The sequence below is a fragment of the Pseudomonas paraversuta genome, assembly GCF_904063065.1.
GTDB lineage: Bacteria > Pseudomonadota > Gammaproteobacteria > Pseudomonadales > Pseudomonadaceae > Aquipseudomonas > Aquipseudomonas paraversuta.
On sequence record NZ_CAJFCL010000061.1, the window covers coordinates 1 to 372 of the forward strand.

Annotated in this window: 1 protein-coding gene; it reads left to right on the plus strand. The window is 60.8% G+C overall.

Annotation, left to right across the window (positions count from 1 at the left end):
• The coding region (locus JQ845_RS22940) for an RHS repeat domain-containing protein (RefSeq protein WP_203009521.1) at nucleotides 1–372 on the plus strand (372 nt) is incomplete at both ends.

Sequence of the window (372 nt, forward strand, 5' to 3'; positions counted from 1 at the left end):
CCAAATCCTGCCCGACGGTACCCGGGTGAAGAGTGAGCGCCAACCGGAACTGGGCGGTGCATTGCTGTCGCTGCAAGCCCCCGGCATCAGCGTGTTCAATCAATACGATCCGCTAAGCGGCCTTTTACTGGAATCCCGGGGCAATCTGGGTCTGCAAAAAGATCACTGGTCTCCCTCAGGCCAACTGAGCAAAGCCGACTACGCCTGGCACGGTGATCAGCCGCGCTCGCAACAACAAAGCACCACCCCGGCGGGCACAGTGACGCGTCTGACCGATGCCGACGGTGCCGAACAGCGCTGCCAGTACGACGAATTGGGTCGCTTGATTCAACAGCAAGGCCCTGACGTCACGGTCACCCTCTCCTACGATGC